Source organism: Okeania sp. SIO3B5, assembly GCF_010692555.1.
Lineage (GTDB): Bacteria > Cyanobacteriota > Cyanobacteriia > Cyanobacteriales > Microcoleaceae > Okeania.
The window spans coordinates 1-5,910 of the sequence record NZ_JAAHHG010000591.1 but is presented as its reverse complement, the minus strand read 5'-3'; the positions used below and the strand labels follow the sequence as shown (position 1 = coordinate 5,910).

Below are 5,910 nucleotides of genomic sequence, written 5' to 3'. Positions count from 1 at the left end.
TTAGTCAGTGAGCCGTCCTGCGACCTATCCCTCTCCCGAAATCATACGGTTAGCACCTACTAGGTTATCGACCTGCCCTAGAGATTTTTGGGAGTTAATTCGTTCCGATTACCTATTGGTTGAGCCTTTAGCGTGAATACTATCCACCGGGTTTCATGGGCAGTGCTTGTAGGTCGCATCAACAAACGCCTATGCCCTATCCTTGCCTTTTGGCTTGGCCTTAAACAGTCGTTGTGGCCATTTTAGATTTACGATAGTTCAGGGGTATTTTCACTTGCGTTACGCATGGACTCTTGCTTGACAGTCACCAGATTCGACTACCAGTGTTTTCTGCCTTTTATCCCCGCTTTATTCTATAGATTGCTTATGTCTACAAAGTAGGGGATATGCTTTCACTCCTGCATCTGGAGGGTGGGACTGACGGTTTCCCGCTTCACCCACATAAATAATCAGTTTTCCCATCGAATGGGATGAGATTACCGTCCTTTGGGTTTGAATACCCAATTTAGGCTAACGAATCGCACACTTATGTTTCAAATATATAGATCAGCAAGTTAATTGATCTGCACAACATATCAATGGACTTGGAGTAGCACAAAGTTTTGCGATGTAACCTAGCTAGATAGTGTCTCAGACGGCAGTTTTCTCCTTCTACTCTCGTCATTGCTGTTTTACTGACTAGGTGATAGTGCTCCGCACCGCTAACGCGAACGCAATCGTCAATTAAGCAAGGATACAAGGTGTATCCATCTGTAATGTAGAGAAAACAGGCCCAACCGTGAATCATCTGCCATAATATTTTGACTACTCCCCGGCCTAAAGGCACGGGGATTCTAAGTAGATACTACGCAACAGGATAAATCCGTGTTGCTTCGTTTATTCTTAGCTGACCAAAGATATATTCTTTGGGGACAAGTCAAAGTGCCCCTACACAGTCTGCTAAGGCCAATGCCTAGCGTTCTGCTTACTTTTTATTGATAAATAAAGCACAGGACAACTAAAGTTGTCTAGTCTAAACGACTCCCTTGTTTTCATCCCCCGGTTAAAACACGCTTGCTCTCAACGTCGCTTTTCGGTAACGGCGGAGCGATCGCCTATCACAAACTTAAGAATTCCTGGCATTTGGCTATTCACGACTGTCCAGACCAAAATTTTGTTTTTTTTGAGCCGATAAAAGTTTGCAGTTCATCTAGCGTGAGCAGTTTCAGGTATTTCATAGTTATCCAGTACGAATCTGTGCTTGGTGCAAGCCGTACCCAGTTAAGCACTGTGTTATGGGAAATACCAGTCACTCTCTCAATGGCTCGGAATCCCATGCCATTAAGGGACATTTTCACACAAAGCTCTTTAACATCAGAACTATAACCCGCAGGATAGGGACTTTCTCGAAAGCGTAGCTCCTCCGTTAGGAGGCAATTGACGGCCACAGTCACGGCACAGATAACTCTGTTTTCCCTGACGATGACCATTTTTCACTACTTTATGGCTTTGACAATAAGGACAGTCCATTTCTCAATAAAATTCTAGAATATCATTCTCTATTGTGCAACACCCTCATACTTTTTCAGCAAACCCTATTTAGTTTCTACCACTTTATAGCCACATCAAACCATAAAATTTTTTTTGGCAAAAAACATCTGTTTAGATTATTTTGATACTAAAATCTTGGGATGAACCTTTAAATAACTAACTTAGAGTCTATGATTTTACCACTTTTTTAACTTCTGCTAAAACTAACGTTGTTAACTGTTCCGGAGTAGATTTAGAGTCTACATGAATATGAACATCTGCATTAGCATAAAGTGGCCGTCGTTCATCCAAAAGAGCCTGAAGTTTACCTAGAGGGTCCTTATCCTGAAGCAGAGGTCTAGTTCGATCTCCCTGTAAGCGACTATGTAATACTTCTACAGCCGCATCTAACCAAACCACAATACCATGCTGTAAGTAACTCCAGTTAAATTTTTTAATTACTATACCACCACCCGTTGCAATAGTCAAATTTTTATAACTAGATACTTCTGCTAATACATTTGTTTCCAACTGCCGAAACCCTGCTTCACCCTCATCAGCAAAAATTTCATTGATAGACTTGCCAGCAACTTGAGAAATCAAACTATCTGTATCTAGAAAACGATATCCTAAGTCTTTGGCCAGCAACTCTCCCACCGTTGTTTTACCAGCTCCCATCATCCCAACTAAATAAAGATTTACTCCTTGTAAAAACTTCTTATTACTAACATTCATAAATTACTGATTAAAAAAAACTATCATAAATAATAGACATTTCCGGAAAACAAATAAACCTTTTAATTACAGCAAGCTAAGGATGCGAAAAATTCACCCTAAAAAATCCTTTTTGATGCCTTTTTCGTAAAAATATCTTACTGAATAATTAAGGTTTAAATCCTCTCATTTAAAGGATAAAAAAGAAAAAAAATTACCTACCGCGTCAATCCTCTTTTTTTTAAAGAGATGTATTTGTTAATTAGGGCTTGCTGATTAAATCTAAAAGCATTGACTGATAAAGCTTTTAGCCTTTTTTAGTCTTGAAAAAGTACCAGGTTTTTAGCTTTTGATGCTCAAAAAGGAGCGGATTTTGGGGTGAGGGGGTAGAAAAATCACTCTTGCTACTATGAACGACCAACTTCTCTATAACTCCCAGTTCCTCCTGACTCTTAACTATTCCCTATTCCCTATTCCCTATTCCCTATTCCCTATTCCCTACCTCAGCAAAAAGACTTTATTCAGCAAACCCTAATTATTAATTATTAATTATTAATTATTAACTGTTGCCTACTCCTGCAAAAAAATCTATATCTTTCTCACCAAAAAATAAGGTCTGAAGCCCCCCCTTTAAAGCTATCCCTTATAAGGAACTCCTGAAAACCTTGTGGGAAGCAGGGGAGTAGGGGAGCAGGGAGCAGGGGAGAAAGGAGAAAGAATCATAGTAGATAGGAAAAACTACTTAAGCTATCAAAAAAAATGTACTTTATTAATACACTTTTTCTATGATAAAAACCTTTTAAAGACTCGTACATAACTTGTCTATGCGTGTCAATTTTTATGTTAAGAAAGATGTTTATAAAGCATAGCCTTTAAAGGGGATGAAAAAAAAATAAAGTTCAATATTTTAAGGCTCTGACTTTCCTGCGGAATGCTGCGCAAACAGGCAGAGGTACTGATAACTGATAACTGATAACTGAAATGACCAGAGGTCTAATTTTGAAAGAAGACTCCTGTTATAATCTTTGATTTAACGGTTATAGTATCAATAAACAAAAGCCAAACTTATTTTGGATCTTCTGACTGATTATCTTTATCAGAAACTTGCTCATCTTCTTCCTCTTGAGTAGGTATAGATGTATTTTCAGGAGGAGGAGGAGTAATTATCCGATAATCTGCATCATAAACAGATTCAGTTTGACCAACACCTGAACTGCCACTATCACGATAACCATAAGAATATACAGAACCAGACCTAGAAGCTGTTTTTGGCTGTTGTTCTGCTTCATGATTTTTAGTAGCACTTTCATTTACAGATTCCTGTATTTCTTCTGAACCTTGCTCCTCTGTACTGCCATCCCAAGAACGATTAACCCTGGGAGGTCTTGGTTGCCAATCATCATAATTTTCATTTTTTTTAGCTGGTTCTGAATCTTTATTCAGGTTAAAAGAGCTTTGAGAATCTGAAGTTACTTGAGGTTGTGAAGCATCCCAAACTTCCTCAGTTCTATCTTGATGATGAGACTTTCTAGAACGAAGTCTAGCAGGTTGTAAATTCTTTTTTAACAAGTAATTTGAAAGTCCGAAAATACCATAAATCAACAAGTAAGTAATCACACCTGCAAGAAAAGCACCTAAAATCCATAGAGACAAAGGTAAAGGTATAGATCGTAACCCCAAAAAAGTTAAAGACAAATTAGGGGACCAATTTTGCCAAGAAAACAAGGCCAACCCAAGGATTATCAAGATTAAAACTACCAACAATAGTAAATTACGAGATCTATTCATGGCCTATCCACCGTTTTATAGGAACACAATCTAAACCAAATTGGTCTAGAGCACGAGCTACTACAAAGTCTACCAAATCCTCTATAGTTTGGGGATTATGATACCAAGCTGGGATTGCCGGGACAATTCTTGCTCCTGCTTCTGCTAGAGTAGTTAAGTTTCGTAAATGAATCAAGCTAAAAGGTGTTTCCCGAGGCACCAATATTAGTTTACCACCTTCTTTTAACTGTACGTCTGCTGCACGCTCCAGTAAGTCTGAGCTGAACCCAACAGCTAATTTACTTACTGTTCCCATGCTGCAAGGAATGATAATCATACCTTTAGTTCTGTAGGAACCACTAGCAATATTAGCTCCTATATCTTGCCAAGGATGACAACGGAGTTTGCCATTGTTTTCTTCTCCTGCTTGCTCTCGCCAGAATTTTTCTTGTTTAGTTGGTTCGGCAGGCATTTTAATGTTTTGCTCTGCTTGCCAGACTGAATAGCTAGCTTTTGATGCTACTAGGTCAATAGTATAATTGGATGCTAACAAAAATTTAATAGTTCTGACAGCATAAATTAGTCCTGATGCTCCTGTAACTCCAATCGTTATTGGTAGTTGCGGAGTAGAAACAGAATCATTCATTTTCAATAAATCTTTTTAGAGCTTACAAAGGTAATTTTTTTAGCAAATCACCAACAGAGTAAAACGCTTTCTGCGATTTTTGTAGCTTTCAGGACTCCACTTGACCATAACCTTAGAATTTTGAACTATAAGAGACTATTACTTTTTTTAGTTTAAGACAAAATTGTCAAACATTAAAAACTTATTCTTGTAAGTCGCGCAGAGAAACAGCCGTTTGCCCTTACTATTGTTATAATAGGATTGCTATATCTAGTAAAAAAAACAAAGGATGGAAATTGCTACTAAAATCAACGAATTACAAGCTCAAAAACTGGCTTTTATCCAAGAAAAAAATCAACAAAATATTGATAAAATTATCGGAGATGCCCTAGAAAATTATTATGAAAAAGTCTTAAAAGACTCTAGGAACCACCTCGAAAAATTTAACCAACTTGGTTTTATTAGCTGTATTGAGGTAGAACCAGATTTAGCTGAAAATTGCGAGGCAACTTTGATGAAAGAAATGGGTGAATAAATGATTATTGTTGATACTGGATTTTGGGTTGCTTTAGCTAACAAAAATGATAACTACCATGAAACTGTTAAAAATATTTTTGCTAAATACAATGAACCTCTAATTACAACTTGGTGCGTCGTGACAGAAACTTGTTATTTTTTACAATCTCGTCGTGGGGTTGAAGCAGTAATTACTTTTATTAATGCCATGTCTCAGGGATCATTTGTAGACAAAACCAATAATAAGTGTTTATACTGATTTTTAGACAACTTCTTTTTATATTATCTTTTTTTTAAACCTAACTATTGGTCAATAGTTAAGGAGAAATTTATGGGTACTAGAGAAGCGTCTTTTTTATTAGGTATCTCTCGTATAATGAGTGTTTATACTTATTATTAGATAACTTCTTTCTATGTTATCTTTTTTTTAAACCTAACTATTGGTCAACAGTTAAGGAGAAATTTATGGGTACTAGAGAAGCGTCTTTTTTATTAGGTATCTCTCGTCAACGTTTATTAGTTTTACTCGCTCAAGGTAGAGTCAAAGGAGCTGAAAAAAAAGGCAGATTTTGGGAAATTCCAGTTTCTGAGAGTGGAATGCCTAGAATAATTCCGGCTCGGCGCGGTCCGAAAGGTATCTGGCACCATCGGGAAACCACTGTACCTCAAATGATTCACGTTAATCAAAAGAAGATTATAAGTAATAAGGGTGCGACAGCTCAACAAAATAGGCAAGAACCAAGGGCAGCATTTATTAAAGGTTTAGCCGAGACTCTAAC

The 5,910-nt window shown here is 37.4% G+C and carries 5 protein-coding genes and 3 pseudogenes; 3 read left to right on the top strand and 5 right to left on the bottom strand.

Annotation, left to right across the window (positions count from 1 at the left end; all coding sequences use genetic code 11):
- Window positions 1–526 precede the first annotated feature (526 nt).
- The 5 genes and pseudogenes from F6K54_RS38895 to F6K54_RS38875 form a co-directional block, all read right to left on the bottom strand.
- Window positions 527–796 (bottom strand): annotated as a pseudogene (locus F6K54_RS38895) (IS1 family transposase); the annotation flags it as partial.
- Window positions 797–1,074: 278 nt separating this feature from the next.
- Window positions 1,075–1,509 (bottom strand): annotated as a pseudogene (locus F6K54_RS38890) (IS1 family transposase); the annotation flags it as partial.
- Between the two features lie 189 nt (window positions 1,510–1,698).
- Window positions 1,699–2,244: a shikimate kinase gene (locus tag F6K54_RS38885; RefSeq protein ID WP_293089501.1), complete on the bottom strand. Its 546-nt coding sequence runs from the start codon at window positions 2,242–2,244 to the stop codon at window positions 1,699–1,701.
- A gap of 1,044 nt (window positions 2,245–3,288) precedes the next feature.
- Window positions 3,289–4,011, bottom strand: a complete 723-nt coding sequence (locus F6K54_RS38880; RefSeq protein WP_293089499.1) for a LapA family protein — start codon at window positions 4,009–4,011, stop codon at window positions 3,289–3,291.
- Window positions 4,004–4,636, bottom strand: coding sequence for a flavin prenyltransferase UbiX (locus tag F6K54_RS38875; protein WP_202223388.1), 633 nt, complete (start codon window positions 4,634–4,636; stop codon window positions 4,004–4,006). The genes F6K54_RS38880 and F6K54_RS38875 overlap by 8 nt, the downstream gene beginning before the upstream one ends.
- 268 nt (window positions 4,637–4,904) lie before the next feature.
- Here F6K54_RS38875 and F6K54_RS38870 point away from each other — a divergent pair, with 268 nt between their 5' ends.
- From F6K54_RS38870 to F6K54_RS38860, 3 genes and pseudogenes are all read left to right on the top strand, one after another.
- Window positions 4,905–5,150 (top strand): hypothetical protein, encoded by a 246-nt coding sequence (locus tag F6K54_RS38870; RefSeq protein WP_293089498.1) that lies wholly within the window; start codon window positions 4,905–4,907, stop codon window positions 5,148–5,150.
- Window positions 5,151–5,390, top strand: a complete 240-nt coding sequence (locus F6K54_RS38865) for a type II toxin-antitoxin system VapC family toxin (RefSeq protein WP_293089496.1) — start codon at window positions 5,151–5,153, stop codon at window positions 5,388–5,390.
- A gap of 206 nt (window positions 5,391–5,596) precedes the next feature.
- Window positions 5,597–5,910: pseudogene (locus tag F6K54_RS38860) on the top strand (hypothetical protein); the annotation flags it as partial.